Genomic DNA, 18,029 nt, shown 5'->3' with positions numbered 1-18,029 from the left:
GGGATCTCCGGGCTCACGGGGTGAGGGCGGCGAGCGCCGCGTCCCAGGTCTCGTCGCCCCGCATCTCACCCGGGCCGACCATCGCCGCGTAGGTGATCAGACCGTCACGACCGACGACGAAGGTGCCGCGGTTCGGATAGCCGCGCTGAGGGTCGAACACCCCGTAGTCCTGGGCGACGGCGCCGTGCGGCCAGAAGTCCGAGAGGATCGGGAACAGGAATCCCTGCGCCGACGACCAGATCTTGTGCGTCGGGGGCGGGCCGACGGAGATCGCGGCCACCGTCACGTCGTCGTTGTCGAAGCGCGGCAGATTGTCGCGCAGGAAACCGAGTTCGCCCTCGCACGTGCCGGTGAAGGCCAGCGGGAAGAAGACCAGCAGGACGTTCCGCCCCCGGAGCCCCGTCAGTGAGACCGCCTGATTGTTCTGGTCGCGGAGGGTGAATTCGGGGGCCGCCGAGCCGACGGCGATCGGTCCGGCGGGGGCGGTCGCGGTCATCAGCGCTTACCGCTGCGGGCCTTCGGGGTCACCAGGCACGAGCCCGACCACTCCCCGAGGCTGATCACGGACGTCTGCGTGAGCCCCGCGGTGGGCGCGGACTCGGCGATCTCGCTGGGGTCGACGTAACCGGGGCGTCCGGTCTTGGGCGAGAACACCCAGACGAATCCACCTTCGGCGAGCGGACCGATGGCATCCATCAGCGCGTCCACCAGGTCCCCGTCGCCGTCGCGCCACCAGAGAACGACGGCGTCCATCACGTCCACGGCGTCGTCGTCGAGCATCTCTGCGTCGATGGCGTCTTCGATCTCAATGCGCAGGGTGTCGTCGGTGTCTTCGTCCCAACCGAGCTCCTGCACCACCATGTCACCGGTGATTCCGAGACTCGCTACCCTGCTGCCCTCTGAGGCGGCTACCACCGCGTGGATCCTCCTGTTCGATGTTCGGCGTCGCGCCGTGCGGCGCCCGCGTCGCATGTCGTGCGACGCAGCTTATGGACAGCCTAGAGGTAAATGCTCGCTGGGCACAGACTGAAACTCGCAAATCTCGGCGAGATCGGCCTGCGCGCCGTCGGCGAGACCGTGGCGCGGCCCGGAGCACCGGGCGCTCAGGAGCCCGCGGGCAGGTATCCGGAACAGGTGTCCAGGAGGGTCGAGCGCCGGTCGCTCCAGTCGTCGGAGGTGCGGTTGAGTCCCCGCCTGGCCTCGTCTTCGATGAGTTCGGCGAGCCGTTCGGAACTGGTCACATATGCCTGCACCTGGGCGTCGATGTCGCCGGGAACGTCCGGCGCCACCGCGGTCCGGATCATCTCGGCTCCGGTCTGCAGGGTCTCGACGGCCCAGCGGTCCTCCGCGCCGATCCGGTCGTAGTCCTGCGTGTCGTTGAGCTTCTCGATGAAGGCGTTGTAGTCGCGCACCATCGCGCCCGTGGAGGTGATCACCTGCTGGCAGAGTCGGATCACGGCGATGCGTTCGGCCTCCGACGATCCCGCGCGCGTCACCCCGGTCGACGACTGCTCGGCGGCCCGGTCCCGGACGGAGTCGTCCGAACTGCACGACGAGCCCGCGAGCACGGCGACTGCCGTCATCGCGACTGCGGCCGCGGCGACCGGCGTCGTGCGACGCGCCATCTCTCCCCCTTCGGGACTGTCCCGGATCCCCCAGTCGCACAAGCGACTCGGCACCCGCGGACGACAGGCAGAGGTTACCGCACAGTAGAACATGTGACTGGACACAAGTGACGCCATTCGTCGTGATTTGCGGCACGATGGGAGGTACGGCCGCACCCATCGCAGCGGCCATGCATCCGGTCGCCACACCCCTCGGCGACCCCGACCAACGCGTTCGGCCGGTGAGCACACCGCCGCCCGAGCGCGGGATTAGGTGGCACACAGTGACTGATCAGATCGCCGACACCGACACCGCGAGCGCCTCGACGGCGTCGAGCGGGAGCCGCGTTCAGGTCATTCGGGACGGCGTCGCGTCGTACCTCGTCGACAACGATCCGACGGAGACCGACGAATGGCTCGAGTCGTTCGACGCGATGCTCGCCGACGCGGGCCCCGAACGTGCCCGCTACCTGATGCTCCGCATCCTCGAACGCGCCGAGGACAAGCGGGTCGGGCTGCCCGCACTGACGAACACCGACTACGTCAACACCATCCCCACCGAGTTGGAGCCCGTGTTCCCCGGTGACGAGGACCTCGAACGGCGATACCGCGCCTTCATCCGGTGGAACGCGGCGATCATGGTTCACCGGGCCCAGCGACCCGGTATCGGCGTCGGCGGCCACATCTCCACGTATGCGTCCTCGGCGTCGCTGTACGAGGTGGGCTTCAACTACTTCTTCCGCGGCCGCGAGCATCCGGGCGGCGGCGACCAGATCTTCATTCAGGGTCATGCTTCGCCCGGCATCTACGCCCGCGCATTCCTCGAGGGCCGGATCGACGAGAAGCGTCTCGACGGTTTCCGCCAGGAGCAGAGCCACGCCGGTGAGGGCGGCGGACTGCCCTCGTACCCGCACCCCCGGCTGATGCCCGAGTTCTGGCAGTTCCCGACGGTCTCCATGGGGCTCGGTCCGATGAACGCCATCTACCAGGCGCGGGTGAACCGCTTCCTGCACTCGAACGGCATCACCGACACGTCCGACCAGCATGTGTGGGCGTTCCTCGGCGACGGCGAGATGGATGAGGCCGAATCGCGGGGGTTGGCTCACGTGGCCGCGACCGACGGTCTGGACAATCTCACGTTCGTCGTCAACTGCAATCTGCAGCGTCTCGACGGTCCCGTCCGCGGCAACGGCAAGATCATCCAGGAGTTGGAGTCCTTCTTCCGCGGTGCCGGCTGGAACGTCATCAAGGTGGTGTGGGGCCGGGAGTGGGACGCGTTGTTCCGCGCCGACCAGGAGGGTGCGCTCGTCGATCTCATGAATCGCACGGTCGACGGTGACTTCCAGACGTACCGGGCCAACGACGGCGCGTTCATCCGCGATCACTTCTTCGGCCGCGATCCGCGCACGAAGGCCCTCGTCGCGGACATGTCCGACGCCGACATCTGGAATCTCAAGCGCGGCGGCCACGACTACCGGAAGATCTACGCCGCGTATGCGGCGGCCCTCGCCCACAAGGGTCAGCCGACGGTCATCCTGGCGCAGACCATCAAGGGTTACACCCTCGGCAAACGGTTCGAGGGCCGCAATGCCACGCACCAGATGAAGAAGATGACGCTGGACGATCTGAAGGCGTTCCGCGACACCGCCCACGTCCCGATCAGCGATGCGCAGCTCGAGGCCGACCCGTATCTGCCGCCGTACTTCCATCCCGGCATGGACTCGCCGGAGATCGAGTACATGATGGAGCGGCGTCGCGAGCTGGGCGGCTTCCTGCCCGAGCGTCGGATCACGCCCAGGCCGATGACGGCCGATCCCGCGCCGGTGCTCAAGTCGGTCGCGGCGGGCTCCGGGAATCAGCAGGTGGCGACGACGATGGCGTTGGTGCGGATCTTCAAGGAGTTGCTCCGGGACAAGGAGGTCGGCAAGCGCATCGTGCCGATCATCCCGGACGAGGCCCGGACGTTCGGCATGGACTCCTGGTTCCCGACGTTGAAGATCTACAACCCGCACGGCCAGAACTACACGTCGGTCGACGCCGAGCTGATGCTCGCCTACAAGGAGTCCCAGGAGGGACGCATCCTGCACGAGGGCATCAGCGAGGCCGGGTCGACGGCGTGCTTCACCGCAGTCGGCACGTCGTATGCGACGCACGACGAGCCGATGATCCCGCTCTACATCTTCTATTCGATGTTCGGGTTCCAGCGCACCGGCGACGGCCTGTGGGCGGCGTCCGACCAGATGGCGCGGGGTTTCGTGATCGGGGCGACGGCGGGCCGGACCACGCTGACCGGCGAGGGACTGCAGCACGCGGACGGCCATTCGCCGCTGCTCGCCGCCACCAATCCCGGTGTCGTCTCGTACGATCCGGCGTTCGCCTATGAGCTCTCGCACATCGTGCTCGACGGGCTGCGCCGGATGTACGGGGCCGACGCCGAGAACGTCTACTACTACATCACCGTCTACAACGAGCCGATCACGCAGCCCGCCGAGCCCGCCGACTTCGACGTCGCGGGGCTGCTGAAGGGCATCTATCTGTATCGCAAGGCCGACCGGGAGGCGGCGCACCGGGCGAACATCCTGGTCTCGGGCGTCACGATGGGCGATGCGCTGGCCGCGCAGCGTCTGCTGGCCGACGATTGGGATGTGGCGGCCGACGTCTACTCGGTGACCTCGTGGTCGGAGCTCGCGCGGGACGGCATCGATGCCGACCGCACCGAGTTGCGGCAGGCCACCCGCGCGGCACGCCCGTATCTGACCGAGGTGCTGCAGTACGCCTCCGGCCCCTTCGTCGGCGTCTCGGACTACATGCGCGGTGTGCAGGAGCAGGTGCGGGCGTACGTGCCGGGCACCTACCTCACGCTCGGAGCCGACGGCTTCGGCTTCTCCGACACCCGACCGGCGGCGCGGCGCTTCTTCAACATCGATGCGGAGTCGATCGCAGTCGGCGTCCTCGTCGCGCTGGCCCGTGACGGGAAGATCGATCGGACGGTGGCGGCGGACGCCGCCGCGAAGTACCGGATCGACGATGTGAGTGCGGCGCCGGAGCAGGTGAGCGATCCCGGCGTCGCCTGAGCCGGCCACGCGCAGGCTCCGCGGCCGTCTACATTGGATTCGTGCCTGATCCACGCCTGGAGACGACCCGAGCCACCGATGTGTTCGGTGCCCGGGGCGCGCATGTGCCCGCCCCGGCCACCGTGCACGACGCGCTGCCGGACACGCTGCTGCGGCGGGTGAAGCAGTACAGCGGCCGTCTCGCGACGGAGGCCGTCCACTCGATGTCGGAGCAGCTGCCGTATTTCGGCGATCTGGACGCGGCGCAGCGCGCCAGCGTCCAGCTGGTCGTCCAGACGGCGGTGGTGAACTTCGTCGAGTGGATTCAGGATCCGGAGGGCAACGTCAAGTTCACCGTTCAGGCCTTCCAGGTGGTGCCCCAGGACCTGGCCCGTCGGATCTCGCTGCTGCAGACCGTCGAGATGGTCCGGGTGGCGATGGAGTTCTTCGAGAAGTGGCTTCCGCTGCTGGCCCGGAACGACGCCCAGCTGCGTGCGCTGACCGAGTCGGTGCTCCGCTACGGGCGTGAGATCGGTTTCGCAGCGGCGGCGATCTATGCGTCGGCCGCGGAGTCGCGCGGCGCGTGGGATTCGCGCATGGAGGCCCTCGTGGTCGATGCGGTGGTCCGCGGCGACGAGGGGCCCCAGCTGCTGTCGCGGGCTGCGGCCCTCAACTGGACCACGGATGCGGCGGCGACCGTGATCGTCGGGTCGCCGCCTCCGGAACAGAACGTCTCGGTGGCGTTGACCATCCACAACACCGCCAAACAGCACAATCGTGCCGCGCTGTCGGTCGTGCAGGGCAGCACGCTGGTGGCGATCGTCGACGGTCCGCTCCGCCCCGCCGAGCGCTTCCTCACCGATCTCCTCGGCCACTTCGCGGAGGCGCCCGTGGTGATCGGTCCGACGATGCCCGATCTCGGTTCGGCGCATGCGAGTGCGGTCGAGGCCATGGCGGGAATGCGGGCGGTGGCGGGCTGGCCGGGGGCGCCGCGTCCGGTCTACAGCGGGGACCTCCTGCCCGAGCGGGCACTCAACGGCGATGCGAGTGCGCGCGCGACGATGGACGAGACGATCGTGGCTCCGCTGGCCGGGTCACCGACGCTCGTCGACACCGTCGAGGCCTATCTCGACAGCGGTGGACAGGTTGAAACCTGTGCCAGGGCTCTGTACATCCATCCAAATACTGTGCGGTATCGCCTAAAGAAAGTGACAGACATCACCGGACGTGACGCAGCTAACTCTCGAGATGCGTTCGTTCTGCGTGTCGCGTTGACCATCGGCAGACTGACACAGAATCAGCACGGATCATCGTAAATCACCCCTCGAGTCACACCAGCCACAGACTTCCGCGACCATCCACGCAGCTAGACAGGTTTCTGCAACTTTTCGGTAACGGATCTCGACCCGATGACGATGGGGATCCCTCCCGAGCCACTTTTGTAGGAACCCTACAAAAATCGATCCAAAGGTTCGTGCTCGACAACACCACGTCCGACTGCTGAAAAGGTGTTCTCTAGTCACGTGCTTTCGTTGCTTGCGCCCGGACAGGGCTCCCAGACACCCGGCATGCTCACCGAATGGTTGGAGCTCGCCGGGGCCCGCGACCGTGTCGCGGCGTGGTCCGACTCCGTCGGCCTCGACCTCGAGCGCCTCGGAACCACCGCGACCGCCGAGGAGATCACCGACACCGCGGTCACCCAGCCGCTCGTCGTCGCCTCCGCACTCCTCGCGTACGACGAACTGCGCAGCCGCCACGGCGACCTCCCCGCCGACACCGTCGTCGCGGGCCACTCGGTCGGCGAACTCGCCGCCGCCGCCATCACCGGCGTGCTGAGCGCCGACGACGCGGTGCGCCTCGCCGGCATCCGCGGCAGGGCGATGGCCGAGGCCTGCGCCGCCGAGGAGACCACCATGGCCGCGATCCTCGGCGGCGACGAGGCGGAGGTGCTCGCGACCCTCGACTCGCTCGACCTGGTGCCGGCGAACCGCAACGCCGTCGGACAGATCGTCGCCGCAGGCTCCACGATCGCCGTCGAGAAACTCATCGCCGACCCGCCGGCGAAGGCCCGCACCCGCAAGCTCGCGGTGGCCGGCGCCTTCCACACCCGCTACATGGCCCCCGCACGCGACGCCGTCGCCGAGGCCGCCGCGACCATCACCCCGCGCGACCCCGACCGGACGCTGCTGTCGAACTCCGACGGCCGGCCCGTCGCCGACGGCGCCGACGCCCTCGCCAAACTCGTCACCCAGGTCACCAGCCCCGTGCGCTGGGATCTGTGCTCGGCGACCATGCGCGACACCGGAGTCGACGCCATCATCGAGCTCACGCCCGCCGGAACACTCGTCGGCATCGCGAAACGCGAGCTCAAGGGCGTGCCGTCGCGCGCCGTCAAGGTCCCCGCCGATCTGGAGGACCCGCCAGGACTTGGATAGCGGTCGGTCCGCCCGACCCCCGGAAGGCCATCGCGCCCGTCCACTCAGCTAACGCTGACTCCGGAATTACCGAATAGCAGTAAGAGACTACGAAGAAGGGAGCCACACAGTGGCCGCCACTCAGGAACAGCTCGTCGCCGGCATCGCCGAGATCATCGAAGAGGTCACCGGAATCGAGCCGTCGGAGGTGACCATGGAGAAGTCCTTCGTGGACGACCTCGACATCGACTCGCTCTCCATGGTCGAGATCGCGGTGCAGACCGAGGACAAGTACGGCGTGAAGATCCCCGATGAGGACCTCGCCGGCCTGCGGACCGTGGGCGACGCCGTCGGCTACATCCAGAAGCTCGAGGCAGAGAACCCCGAGGCCGCCGCCGCCATCGCCGCGCAGGTCGAGGGCGACAAGGCCTGAGAATGACCGAACTGCGTGACTTTTCCACTCGGGGTGGAGAGTTCCCCGGCGTGGTGGTGACCTCCATGGTCGCCACCACGTCCCTGGGGACCGATCTCGACTCGACCTGGGAAAATCTCGTCGCCGGCCGCAGCGGGATCAAGGAGCTCACCGACGACTTCGTCGAGGAGTACAACCTTCCGGTCCGCATCGGCGGACGCCTCGTCGAGGACCCCACCAGCGAGGTGACCCGCGTCGAGGCGCGCCGCATGGCGTACGTCGAGCGGATGTCGCACGTGATGAGCAAGCGCCTCTGGGCGCACGCCGGCGAGCCCGAGGTCGATCCCGACCGGCTCGGCGTGGTGCTCGGCACCGGCATGGGCGGAGCCGACGCGCTCATCGACGCGGACAACGCGCTCAAGGAGACCGGCAACTACCGCAAGGTGTCGCCGCTGGCCGTCTCCATGTCGATGCCGAACGGCCCCGCAGCCGTCGCCGGATTGAACATCGGCGCCCGCGCCGGCGTCATCACCCCGGTCTCGGCGTGCTCCTCCGGTGCGGAGGCCATCGCTCACGCGTGGCGCCACATCGTCATGGGCGACGCCGACATGATCATGTGCGGCGGCGTCGAGGGCCACATCGATGCGGTGCCGATCGCGGCGTTCAGCATGATGCGCGCGATGAGCACCCGCAACGACGATCCGGTCGCCGCCTCGCGTCCGTTCGACAAGGACCGCGACGGCTTCGTCTTCGGCGAGGCCGCCGCCATGATGATCATCGAGCGGGAGGACCACGCCCGAGCGCGCGGTGCTCACATCCACGCTCGACTGATGGGCGCCGGGCTCACCTCGGACGGCTTCCATCTCGTCGCCCCCGACCCGTCGGGCCAGGGCAACACCCGTGCGATGACGCGCGCGCTGCAGACCTCCGGGCTGCAGAAGAGCGACATCACGCACGTCAACGCACATGCGACGTCCACCCCCATCGGTGACACCGCAGAATCGCTGGGCATCCAGGCCGCCGTGGGCGACCACGCGGCCATCTACGCGCCCAAGTCAGCCCTGGGACACTCGATCGGCGCCGTCGGCGCCCTCGAGGCCGTCCTGACAGTGAAGTCGGTCGAGGACTCGATCATCCCGCCGACTCTGAATCTGGAGACCCTCGATCCCGAGTGCGGCGATATCGACGTCGTGCACGGCGAGGCTCGTCGCGGTCAGATCGACTACGCGCTGAGCAACTCCTTCGGATTCGGTGGGCACAACGTGGCCCTGGCATTCGGCCGTTACTGATCACCCCACAGAGGAGAACTCGATGACCACACTGGCACCCATCCCAGGCCATGAGGAGGCGACGGATCCGCGTGATCCGCTGCTGCGGTTGACCAGCTTCTTCGACGACGGAACCGTCGAGTTGCTGCACTCCCGAGATAAATCGGGCGTGCTGACCGCCATCGGGGAGGTCAACGGTGTCCGCACCGTCTCGTACTGCACCGACGGCACCGTGATGGGCGGTGCCATGGGTGTGGTCGGCTGCGCGCACATCGTGAACGCCATCGACACCGCGATCGCCGAGCAGGCGCCCGTCGTGGGCATCTGGCACTCCGGGGGCGCACGTCTGGCCGAGGGCGTCGAAGCCCTGCACGCTGTGGGGGGCGTGTTCGAGGCCATGGTGCGCGCATCCGGGTACGTACCGCAGATCTCCGTGGTCGTCGGCTTCGCGGCCGGCGGTGCCGCCTACGGCCCCGCGCTCACCGATGTCGTGATCATGGCTCCGGAGGGACGCGTCTTCGTCACGGGTCCGGACGTGGTCAAGAGCGTCACCGGCGAGCAGGTCGACATGGAGTCGCTCGGCGGACCGCAGACACACGGCAAGCGGTCGGGCGTCAGCCACATCACGGCGGAGTCGGAGGCCGACGCGTACTGGCGTGCGCGCCGTCTGGTCGGCACCTTCTCCCAGCAGGGGCACTTCAGCCGGGAGCTGGCCGAGGCCGGCGACACCGACCTGCAGGCACTTCTGCCGGAGTCGAACCGTCGGGCGTACGACGTGCATCCGATCATCGAGGCCCTGCTCGACACGCAGGTCGGTGCCGACGGGACGACCGAGGTGACCACCTACGAGGAGTTCCAGGCCAAGTGGGCCCCGAACATCTCGGTGGGCTTCGGACGGCTCTCGGGCCGGAGTGTGGGCGTGGTGGCCAACAACCCGCTGCGGATGGGCGGCTGCCTCAACTCGGAGGCCGCCGAGAAGGCCTCGCGGTTCGTCCGCCTCTGCGATGCGTTCGGCGTTCCGATCATCGTCATCACCGACGTTCCCGGCTACCTGCCCGGCGTCGGGCAGGAGTGGAACGGCGTGGTGCGACGCGGTGCCAAACTCCTGCACTCGTTCGCCGAGTGCTCGGTCCCCCGCGTCACGCTGGTGACTCGCAAGATCTACGGCGGCGCGTACATCGCCATGAACTCGCGCGCTCTGGGAGCCACCGCCGTCTTCGCCTGGCCGGGCTCGGAGGTGGCCGTGATGGGCGCCAAGGCCGCGGTCGGCATTCTGCACAAGAAGACGCTGGCCGCCGCCCCCGAGGATGAGCGTGAGGAACTGCACGAGCGTCTCGCCGTGGAGCACGAGCAGATCGCCGGCGGCGTGGGGCGCGCGCAGTCGATCGGTGTCGTCGACGACATCATCGATCCCGCGGTGACGCGCAGCCGGATCGCCGAGGCCCTCGCATCGGCGCCCGCTCGTCGCGGTCGCCACAAGAACATCCCGCTCTAGGGAGTTCCGCTTCCGACGATGTCCCCGGACGCCCTCGGGCGCCGGGGGCATCGTCGTCTCCGCCCCCGCGCTATCCGTCTCACAAAGAACTAGCGCAACACGCGCCCCGTGAGGCATACTTTGTATCAACAGTGTGATATCCGGTTGCGGCAGGTGCGCTTGGGGAAGACGTTCCTCGTCGAACCGGAGGTGAACAAGGTGCGCATCCTCAACCAGTTTGCGGACTCCACGAGCGGTGTGGTCTACATCCACGCGGCTCCCGTCGCGTTGTGCCCGCATGTCGAGTGGGCCCTGTCGTCGACCCTGAATGCACGCGCCGACCTGCACTGGTCCGCGCAGGACGCCGAGCCCGGCCGCATGCGGGCCACCGTCGACTGGTCGGGCCCGGTCGGGACCGGCGCCCGCCTGACGAACGCCCTGCGCGAATGGTCGGGCGTCATCTTCGAGGTCACCGAGGACGCCAGCGAAGGCGTCGACGGCCAGCGCTTCTGCTACGTGCCCGGACTCGGCCTGTGGCGCGGATCCACCGGCGCCAACGGCGACGTCATCGTCGGTGAGATGCAGTTGCGGGCCCTGATGGACGCCCAGCCCGACAGCGCGGGCCTCGCCGGCGAACTCGACGCGATCCTCGGAACCGCCTGGGACGACGCCCTGGAGAACTACCGCATGGGCGGCATCGGGGCCGAGGTCACCTGGCTCACCCAGCGCGTCAGCTGATCCCCGACGATCACGTGCTCAGCGGAAACCTCAGTCGCGCGGCCGCCATCTGATTCCACTGGTCCGAGACGATCTCCGCGGAACGGATCGGGATCACGCTCCCGCCGGTCTCCAGGACCTTCACCGCCACGCGGGAGAACAGGTCGTAGCCGTCGTCGGTGTAGTCCACCTCCCCCGTCGCGTCATCGAGGACCCCCAGCACGTCGACGGTGAAGTCGTAGACCAGCGTGTCGACGTCCGCGGCCACCGCGGCCCGCGCGATGTCGACGAGGTCGGTGGCGACCAGACCCCTCGCGGTGCCGTCCGCGATTCGGTCGACGGTCTCCGCCGCCCGCCGCGAGTTGATCTCGTCGATCCCCCGCCGCATCGGGCCGTCGATCTGCGGCGCGGTCAACTCGTCGGGACTGCCGTGGATCACGACCAGGTCGCGCGCGCGGCCGTGCAGCGCGCTGTAGATGTCCGCCAGCGGGTCGGCGGCGAACAGGAACAGCGGCTGCCTGCCCGTCGGATCGGCGGAGTCCATCGCATGCCCGACGGCCTCGTGCACGCGTTTGGCGTACATCTCCAGCAGCGACTTGGTGCCCTCGTCGCCGTGGAGCCTGCGGGCGTGGATCCGCCCGCGCACGGTCGCGCGATTCGTCGCCTCGGTGACGTCGCCGATCCCGTCGGCGTCGATGTCCATCTCGGCCACCTGCTCGTTCCCCGTGGCGCGCCACAGGTTCCAGCCGTGCGCCGACAGGGTGAGCGCGAACGCCGTCTGCGGCGTGGCGACGGCACGGACGAGCTGGCCCACGTCGAAGTACCGGCTGACCTGAACCTGGTTCTCCAACCGGTTGGGAAGCACGAACATCTCGACGTCGGTCGGCGTGGCGAAGATCGCCACCGACCGGGACAGCGTCTGCCACGCCGGATCGGCCAGCACCTCCGAGCCGCGTCTGCGGAACTCCTCCTCGATCCGATGGCCGGCCGATCCTTCGCCGACGGCACCGTCGCGGATGCCGCGGATGGCCCGGTCCATCGCACTCTTGACGGTGGTGCGGGCCAGGTCGGGATCGCTCGGTTCGGCCTGGGCGTAGATCGTCACCGCGTAGTCGCGCGGCGCTCCCAGGGCGAGGAGTTCGGGGACGGTCGGGAGATCGAATCGGGCCACGGGTGCCTCCTTCAGCTGACGCGGGCGCGAACGCGGTCTGCCGGCGTGAGCACCCGGCGACATCCCCGTCTGGAATGTGACCGCGTCCCGACCACGAGGCTACCCGGCCGCGCCGTCCAGGTCTGCCAGGACGGCGTCGTTGAACTCGCTCCAGAGCGGTTTGGCCCACGCGCCGAAGGGCCGATCGGTCAACACCGTCGCCGCGACACGTCGCTCGGGGTCGACCCACAGGAACGTGCCGGCCTGGCCGAAGTGTCCGAAGGTCGCGGGCGAATGCCCGGCCGCGGTCCAGTGCGGCCGCTTGTGACCGCGGATCTCGTAGCCCAGTCCCCAGTCGTTCGGTCGGTGTCTGCCGTATCCGGGCACGAAACCGTCGAGCCCGGCGAACGCCACGGTGCGGGCCTGCGCGGCGAGCTCCGAAGAGATCACCCGCGGTGCGAGCAGTTCGCTCGCGAACCGTGACAGATCCTCGACGGTCGACCGTGCGCCGTGGCCGGCCGGGCCGACGAGGTCGGTCGACCGCATCCCCAACGGCTCGCACACTCCCTCGCGGAGGTAGTCGCCGAAGGCGATGCCGGTCGCGTCCTCCACGATTTCGGCGAGGATCTCGAACCCGGCGCTCGAATAGATCCGCTGTTCGGCGACGCCGGCCTCGACCCGGCGCGTGTCGAACGCGAGGCCCGAGGCGTGGGCCAGCAGGTGTGCCACCGTGGCGCCGGGCGGACCGGCGGGCGTCGCGAGGTCCACGGCACCCTCCTCGACGGCCACCAGGACGGCGTGCGCGACGAGCAGCTTGGTCACCGACGCCAGCTCGTACACGACCGCGGTGTCGCCGTACGACGTCATCGCGCCGTCCTGCCCGATCACGGCGGCCGCCACGTTCTCGACGGGCCACCGTGCCAGCGTCTGGAGCGCGGGGACGTGCTGGACACGCAGATGCGGCGGCCGGTCGTTCCGGCTCTGGGGGTTCGGAGTGGTCACGCCCGGAACCCTACCCAGTCGTCAACGCTCCCGGGCAGTCACGGAGTGCCGGCCTCGGATGCCGACGGTGCGGCGGTCGGCTGCTGCGTCCCGCGGACCTGCGGACGGCCTTCGGGGTCGGTGGTGAACTGATCGTCGTCGAGCGTGCTGGTCACATCGTCGACACCGGCGAGGATCTCATCGACGCGCTCCACCGGGATGCCGCAGTTCTTGGTGGCCTCCGAGACCCATTTCTTGGTCAACCGCTCCTTGCCCGCCTGGTGGGCCTCCGACACGGTTCCGCTCAACGGTGTCGACCGGCTCAGGTCGGGCACGTCGGCGCACACGTGGAACACCTTGCCGCCCTTGCTGTAGAACACCTCGTCCTTGCCGGTCAGCTGTTGGACCACGTTCTGTTCGACGCTGTACTGCTCGGTCGACGGTGGATCCCAGTCCACGCTCACCAGTCCGACGACGAGGGCGACGGCGACGGCGAGGCCGCCTGCGATGCCCTTCTGCTTCGAGTCCATGTCCTTGTTGAGGAAGATCAGGACGATCAGCGGCAGGAACGCGATGACGGTGATGATGACGCCGAGCTGGTTCTGCACGAAGAATCGGACGGTGTCCTTCTTCGACGCCGGGTCGTACCGGTTGGCCCGCTTCCACAGCAGTGAGCCGCCGACCGCGAACACGCCGATGACGACGACCATCACGATCAGCAGCCACAGGACGACGGGGTCTTGTCGGAGGACCCAGAAGATCGTGAACAGCTCGAGTCCGATCGCGACCGCCCAGAGCGCGCACGCGACGAGCCGCAGGGTCAGCGCCGTGCGCTTCTCCTCCGGTGACGCCTGCCAGGAACCTCCGCTCGTGGTCCGCTGCTCTGCGACCTGCGCACCGCGCTGTGCACGGGACTTATCACTGCCTGCCATTGCTCCCCTTGAACCCGGTGCTCGGACTCGGCTCCGAACATGGACCTGATCAGAGTAATCGGCGCATACTCGGCGATCACCGCAAACCCGCGTTCACGGCACCGAAACGCCGGAGGCCGCAGACGCATTGCGCGTCTGCGGCCTCCGGTCGAGCGGTGCTCCGGGTCAGCGATCGGCGTCGGTGTACCGGATGACGCCGCGGATGTTTCTCCCCTCGAGCATGTCCTGGTAGCCCTCGTTGATCTGATCGAGGCTGTACTGCCGGGTGATCATCTCCTCGATCTTGAGCTTCCCGATCTTGTACATCGACAGCAGGTTCGGGATGTCGAGTTTGGGGTTCGCGCCGCCGAAGATGCTGCCCTGCAGGTTCTTCTGCAGCAGGGTGAGCATCGCCAGGTTCAGGGTGACCTGGTTGTCGACCATGTTGCCCATGCCCGTGAGCACGCAGGTGCCGTTCTTCGCGGTGATCGACAGCCAGGTGTCGACGTCCTCGCCGTGCACCTCGCCGACGGTGACGATCACCTTCTGGCACATGCCCCATTCGGTGGCGTTGCCCAGATCGTTCATCGCCTCCTCGATGGTCGCGAAGGCGTGGGTGGCACCGAACTTGAGCGCCTGCTCGCGCTTCCACTCCACCGGGTCGATGGCGAAGATGTTCCGGGCGCCGGCGAGCACGGCACCCTGGAGGGCCGCGGTGCCGACGCCGCCGACGCCGACGATGGCGACGTCTTCGCCGGGGCGCACGTCGCCGCTGCGGGTCGACGAGCCGTAGCCGGTCGGGATGCCGCAGCCGCACAGCGCTGCGACCTCGAACGGGATGTCCTTGTCGATCTTCACGGCGGACGCCTCGTGAACGACCATGTACGGGCTGAAGGTGCCCAGCAGGGTCATCGGGTAGACCGGCTCGCCGGCTGCGGTGTGGATGCGGAAGGTGTTGTCCGAGACCGCCTCGCCCTGCAGGAGCATCGCACCGAAGTCGCAGAGGTTGGCGACGCCCGCCTTGCACGAGCGGCACTTGCCGCACGAGGGGATGAACGAGAGCACCACGTGGTCGCCGACCTCGAAGTCGGTGACGCCGTCGCCGATCTCCTCGACGACGCCGGCGCCCTCGTGACCCCCGAGGATCGGGAATCCGGCCATCGGGATCCCACCGGTCATCAGGTGGTGATCCGAGTGGCACATGCCGGCGGCTTCCATGCGGATCTTGATCTCATGCGCCTTGGGGTCGCCGATCTCGATCTCCTCGATCTGCCACGGCTTGTTGTGCTCGCGCAGGATCGCACCCTTGGTCTTCACAGTCATATCCCTCACTTCGATCCCATTGCCGCCCATCGTGTCTCGTGGATGAGCGCCATCTCGCTGGTGACTCACGGCGACTGCCGCGTCTGTCGGTGAGCGTAGTCACTCGCCGACAAAAATGGAACACGTTCCAGTCGGCCGTGCGTCGTGGCGTCACTCACCACCCGGTGTCAGTGCTCCAGCCCGGCGTCAGTGCCCCAGCCCGGCGTCAGTGCTCCAGCCCGCTGTCCTTGCTGCCGTAGGTCTCGCGCAGCGTGGGCTTGACCACCTTGCCGCCGGCGTTGCGCGGCAGCTCGTCGACCACCACGAGGTCCTTCGGATGCTTGAATCGCGCGAGGTTCTCGTTGAGGTACGGCTCCATCTCCTCGAGGGTGAGGTCGTCGACCCCCTCGGCGAGGACGACGACGGCCACCGGCACCTCGCCCCACTTCTCGTGGGCGCGTCCGATGATCGCCGCCTCGCTGATCTTGGGGTGCCCGAACAGGGCGTTCTCCACCTCGGCGCAGTAGATGTTCTCGCCGCCGGAGATGATCATGTCCTTGGCGCGGTCGACCACGTAGATGAAGCCCTCCTCGTCCTGCCGGACGAGGTCGCCGGAGTGGAACCAGCCGCCGGCGAACGCATCGGCCGTGCCCTCCGGGTTCTGCCAGTACCCGACCATCATGCTGGGACCCCGATACACGATCTCGCCGACCTCACCCGGTGCGACGTCGTTCATCATCGGGTCCACCACGCGAGCGGTGACGTTCGGGACGACCTTGCCGACCGAACCGAGTTTGCGCAATGCATCCTTGCCCTCGAGCGCGCAGGTGATCGGCGACATCTCGGTCTGCCCGAAGACCGCGATGTTCTTCGCGTCGGGGAAGGTCTCGGCCATCGCCCGCAGCACGGTGTCGGATGCCGGCGCGGCCCCCCAGCTGGTGAGGGTCAGCTTGAGGTCACGCGGACGGGCCTGCTGCGCCGCACACACCGCCTGCCACTGCGCCGGCACGAGGAAGATCGACGTGGTCCCCTCTGCTTCGAGCTGATCAAGCAACTGCTCCGGATCGAAGTTCCCGAGCGGATGGATCACCGTGGTGGCACCCATGTAGATGGTGGCCGTCATCGATCCCAAGCCGGCGATGTGGAACATCGGCGCGACGCATGATGCGACGCTGTCGGCATCCGTGTCCAGAAGCGGCAGACAGGTGACCGCCTGTGCCTGCAGGTTCTGATGCGTGAGCATCGCCCCCTTCGGCTTGCCCGTGGTCCCGGAGGTGTACATGATCAGCGCGACGGTGTCCTCCGGAATGTCGATGTCCGGGAGCGGCGTCGTGCTCGACGTGACGAGCCCCTCGTAATCCACGTGCGCATCGTTGGCGGACTCGCCGACATTGATGATCGTCTCAATGGTTCCGGTGATCTGCGCAACGGCGTCCGCCAGTGGCGCGAGCATCGTCTCGGTGACGATCATCTTCGCCCCCGAGTCCGACACGAGAAAGCCGATCTCGGCCGGAGCCATGCGGATGTTGACCGGGACCGGTATGGCGCCGATGAGGTTCGCCGCCATGGTCAGTTCCACATACTCGGTCCGGTTGAGCATGAGCAACAGAATCCGGTCGCCGAACTCGACCCCCCGGTCGAGCAGAGCGGCTCCCAACGCGCGCGTCCGGTCGTCCAGCTCCTTCCAGCTCGTCGATTTGCCCATGAAGCGTAGGGCGTCATGGTCCGGACGCATCGCCGCATGACGCTGGACCTGGTTGTTCCAGTGATTCCGCCGCGACCGCAACGGCTCGGCCGTCAGGTCGAGACCCAAGGGGTTGGTCATCTTGTCTCCTCTGTGTGTTCGTGTCCGTGTGTTCGTGCATAGAAGTTCCGTCGGGCTTGAATTCGCCGGCAGTCGGGCGTCTCGCTCACCCTCGACCGAATGCGGCCAAGGCGGCTTGGAAGTGCGGCGATTGGAGCAGTCGGGTCTGGCCGGCGATCTCACGTTGCAGGGCGGCGTCGAGACCGCCGAGCGCGTGCTCGTCGAGCGCGGACTTGGTCAGTGCGAGGGCGTCGGGCGATGCGGCGACGAGGCGCGACACCGCATGCTCCACGGCGGCGTCGAGCGCGTCCGCATCGTCGACGACCGTGTTGATGAGCCCGTGCGCGGCGGCCTCGTCGGCGGGCAGCTTCTCCCCGAGCAGCGCGAGGGCGTTCGCTCGAGCACGTCCCATCGCCGCCGCGAACACGGCCGACGCGCCACCGTCCGGCATGAGGCCGATGTTGACGAAGGCGAGCAGGAAGTACGAGCGGCGCGTGGCGTACAGCAGGTCTGCCGCAACCGCGAGCGACGCCCCGATCCCGACGGCCGGGCCGTCGATCGAGGCCACCACGGGGACGGCGAGTCCGCGCACGGCACGAACCAGGGTCGAACCGTTCTCGATGATCGCGCGGGACGCGGCCTCGTCGAAGCCGCCCGAGGCGGCGGCGTCGGAGGCCATGCCCGCCACGTCGGCGCCCGCGGAGAACGATCCGCCGCGCCCCCGCAGCACCACGACGCGGATGTCATCGCGCCCGGCCCACTGCTCACAGACTCCGATGATCCGGCGGGAGGCGGGCCCGTCGAGTGCGTTCATCCGGTCGGGACGGTCGATCTCCAGGAGCGCGACGCCGCGATCGTCGATGCCGTCCCACACGCCGTCGTCGAATCGCGCTTCGCTGATCATCGCACTCCTCACTCGACGCACTGATGCGTCGACCA

General features: G+C 68.1%; 16 protein-coding genes. 7 read left to right on the top strand and 9 right to left on the bottom strand.

Annotated features, from left to right (window positions below):
* Positions 1-13: 13 nt before the first annotated feature.
* The 3 genes from G528_RS0108750 to G528_RS0108740 all read right to left on the bottom strand — a co-directional run bounded on the left by G528_RS0108750 (position 14) and on the right by G528_RS0108740 (position 1,625).
* The gene (locus G528_RS0108750; RefSeq protein WP_026918637.1) at positions 14-496 is read right to left on the bottom strand and encodes a peroxiredoxin; all 483 of its coding nucleotides are present in this window, start codon (positions 494-496) and stop codon (positions 14-16) included.
* On the bottom strand, positions 496-915 hold the full coding sequence (locus tag G528_RS0108745) for a DUF3052 domain-containing protein (protein WP_026918636.1): 420 nt from the start codon (positions 913-915) through the stop codon (positions 496-498). The genes G528_RS0108750 and G528_RS0108745 overlap by 1 nt, the downstream gene beginning before the upstream one ends.
* 188 nt (positions 916-1,103) lie before the next feature.
* Positions 1,104-1,625, bottom strand: a complete 522-nt coding sequence (locus G528_RS0108740; protein ID WP_026918635.1) for a hypothetical protein — start codon at positions 1,623-1,625, stop codon at positions 1,104-1,106.
* Positions 1,626-1,888: 263 nt separating this feature from the next.
* On the opposite strand from G528_RS0108740, the gene aceE reads away from it, so the two are divergent.
* From aceE to G528_RS0108705, 7 genes are all read left to right on the top strand, one after another.
* The gene (aceE, locus tag G528_RS0108735; RefSeq protein WP_026918634.1) at positions 1,889-4,678 is read left to right on the top strand and encodes a pyruvate dehydrogenase (acetyl-transferring), homodimeric type; all 2,790 of its coding nucleotides are present in this window, start codon (positions 1,889-1,891) and stop codon (positions 4,676-4,678) included.
* A gap of 41 nt (positions 4,679-4,719) precedes the next feature.
* Positions 4,720-5,973 (top strand): PucR family transcriptional regulator, encoded by a 1,254-nt coding sequence (locus G528_RS0108730; protein WP_051198565.1) that lies wholly within the window; start codon positions 4,720-4,722, stop codon positions 5,971-5,973.
* Between the two features lie 207 nt (positions 5,974-6,180).
* On the top strand, positions 6,181-7,092 hold the full coding sequence (locus G528_RS0108725; RefSeq protein WP_035719483.1) for an ACP S-malonyltransferase: 912 nt from the start codon (positions 6,181-6,183) through the stop codon (positions 7,090-7,092).
* Positions 7,093-7,201: 109 nt separating this feature from the next.
* Positions 7,202-7,504, top strand: a complete 303-nt coding sequence (gene acpM, locus G528_RS0108720) for a meromycolate extension acyl carrier protein AcpM (protein WP_026918631.1) — start codon at positions 7,202-7,204, stop codon at positions 7,502-7,504.
* Between the two features lie 2 nt (positions 7,505-7,506).
* A complete protein-coding gene (locus G528_RS0108715; RefSeq protein ID WP_026918630.1) occupies positions 7,507-8,772 on the top strand; it encodes a KasA/KasB family beta-ketoacyl-ACP synthase in 1,266 nt (421 codons plus the stop codon).
* Between the two features lie 22 nt (positions 8,773-8,794).
* Positions 8,795-10,246 (top strand): acyl-CoA carboxylase subunit beta, encoded by a 1,452-nt coding sequence (locus tag G528_RS0108710; protein WP_026918629.1) that lies wholly within the window; start codon positions 8,795-8,797, stop codon positions 10,244-10,246.
* 198 nt (positions 10,247-10,444) lie between these two features.
* Positions 10,445-10,963 (top strand): DUF3145 domain-containing protein, encoded by a 519-nt coding sequence (locus G528_RS0108705; protein ID WP_026918628.1) that lies wholly within the window; start codon positions 10,445-10,447, stop codon positions 10,961-10,963.
* Positions 10,964-10,973: 10 nt separating this feature from the next.
* Here G528_RS0108705 and G528_RS0108700 read toward each other — a convergent pair whose 3' ends face one another.
* The 6 genes from G528_RS0108700 to G528_RS0108675 all read right to left on the bottom strand — a co-directional run bounded on the left by G528_RS0108700 (position 10,974) and on the right by G528_RS0108675 (position 17,994).
* Entirely contained in the window at positions 10,974-12,113 is a 1,140-nt protein-coding gene (locus tag G528_RS0108700; RefSeq protein WP_026918627.1) for a baeRF11 domain-containing protein, read from the bottom strand.
* Positions 12,114-12,212: 99 nt separating this feature from the next.
* The gene (locus G528_RS0108695; protein ID WP_051198575.1) at positions 12,213-13,049 is read right to left on the bottom strand and encodes a serine hydrolase domain-containing protein; all 837 of its coding nucleotides are present in this window, start codon (positions 13,047-13,049) and stop codon (positions 12,213-12,215) included.
* Between the two features lie 83 nt (positions 13,050-13,132).
* The gene (locus G528_RS16970) at positions 13,133-14,005 is read right to left on the bottom strand and encodes a hypothetical protein (RefSeq protein WP_035719480.1); all 873 of its coding nucleotides are present in this window, start codon (positions 14,003-14,005) and stop codon (positions 13,133-13,135) included.
* Positions 14,006-14,170: 165 nt separating this feature from the next.
* Positions 14,171-15,301: an NDMA-dependent alcohol dehydrogenase gene (locus tag G528_RS0108685; protein ID WP_026918625.1), complete on the bottom strand. Its 1,131-nt coding sequence runs from the start codon at positions 15,299-15,301 to the stop codon at positions 14,171-14,173.
* Between the two features lie 211 nt (positions 15,302-15,512).
* The gene (gene fadD5, locus G528_RS0108680) at positions 15,513-17,111 is read right to left on the bottom strand and encodes a fatty-acid--CoA ligase FadD5 (RefSeq protein ID WP_026918624.1); all 1,599 of its coding nucleotides are present in this window, start codon (positions 17,109-17,111) and stop codon (positions 15,513-15,515) included.
* A gap of 85 nt (positions 17,112-17,196) precedes the next feature.
* On the bottom strand, positions 17,197-17,994 hold the full coding sequence (locus G528_RS0108675; RefSeq protein ID WP_026918623.1) for an enoyl-CoA hydratase-related protein: 798 nt from the start codon (positions 17,992-17,994) through the stop codon (positions 17,197-17,199).
* Positions 17,995-18,029: the final 35 nt, after the last annotated feature.

Source organism: Gordonia shandongensis DSM 45094, assembly GCF_000423025.1.
Lineage (GTDB): Bacteria > Actinomycetota > Actinomycetes > Mycobacteriales > Mycobacteriaceae > Gordonia > Gordonia shandongensis.
Note: the sequence above shows the minus strand (reverse complement) of the source record. Positions and strands in the feature narration are given on the sequence as shown.